This window comes from Ligilactobacillus acidipiscis DSM 15836 (genome assembly GCF_001435755.1).
Taxonomy (GTDB): domain Bacteria; phylum Bacillota; class Bacilli; order Lactobacillales; family Lactobacillaceae; genus Ligilactobacillus; species Ligilactobacillus acidipiscis.
On sequence record NZ_AZFI01000297.1, the window covers coordinates 1 to 1,084 of the forward strand.

The 1,084-nt window shown below is 40.9% G+C and carries 1 protein-coding gene and 1 pseudogene; both read right to left on the reverse strand.

Annotation, left to right across the window (positions count from 1 at the left end; all coding sequences use genetic code 11):
- Positions 1 to 10 precede the first annotated feature (10 nt).
- Positions 11 to 919: a glycine betaine ABC transporter substrate-binding protein gene (locus FC65_RS10795; RefSeq protein WP_056972747.1), complete on the reverse strand. Its 909-nt coding sequence runs from the start codon at positions 917 to 919 to the stop codon at positions 11 to 13.
- Between the two features lie 12 nt (positions 920 to 931).
- Positions 932 to 1,084 (reverse strand): annotated as a pseudogene (locus FC65_RS11670) (glycine/betaine ABC transporter); the annotation flags it as partial.

The following is a 1,084-nucleotide window of genomic DNA, read 5'->3' on the forward strand; positions in this document are numbered from 1 at the left end:
AACCTTATTCTTATTTGTTTTTTAAATCATCGATAGTATTAATACTCTTCATATACTTCGGCACAGCCAATCCAGTTTTAGCATGCTCCAGATTTTTCCTAACTTCAACATATTTACCCTTATATTTCTTAGCATATAACTTCTGTGTCACAGGAAGTTCGACCGTAACTGTAGCATCCAATTTACCACTAGAGATCGCACTCCACATAATACCAACATCAAGCTGCTTCATCGTTGCGTCATACCCCTTTTGTTTCAAAAGAGTCGTGACTAGGGTAGTAGCAGCTATTTCATAATCATATGGAGTATACCCGATTTTGATTTTCTTGTTCTTTCCATCAGGCACATCCTTTAGCCACTCTTTGACTTGCTTAGGATGGTCCTTAATAAATTCATCAACGGCTTTTTGTTTATCCATACCGTTATTGATTTTCATCATTAATGGATTAGACATTTTAAGCGACCAGTGGAAATTCTCTAAGAACTTGTTGGCACCTGGATTATCTTGTCTAAATCCCTTTCGAGTAATAGTCCGAATTGATTCACCCTTGCCATAAGCATGTTTAGGATCATCTAAGAATTTCAGCGGATATTTGGCGAACATCCAGTGCGGCTGCCACCCTGTCACTACGATCGGCTCTTTATTTTTAATAGCCTTATCCAATGTACTTACCATGGCAGCAGTAGAACTTGGCATAAGTTGCCAATTCGCGCTTTTCAGATGGTACTTACTCAATGCCGTTTCAGTACTATCAGTAATACCAGCACCAGCTTCGATCCCTGTGATCGTATAGTTGATCTGAGACCCTAATTTTTTATGCGAATTATATTCGGGCGGTTTGGCACAAGCACTAACAACTACCGCCAAGCCTAAAGTCGCGGCTGCTAATTTTAGATAACGGAGGATTTTTTTCTTCACTATGATCACCCCTTATCTAGATGTCTGGTTGAACGATTGTGTGATCCGATCCAATATAATAGCGACGATAACCACCGCGATCCCTGCAGCAAAACCTGCACCAGCATCGTTACGTCCAACAGCGAAGTAAACCTGCGTACCCAAACCAAGCGCACCGATCATCGA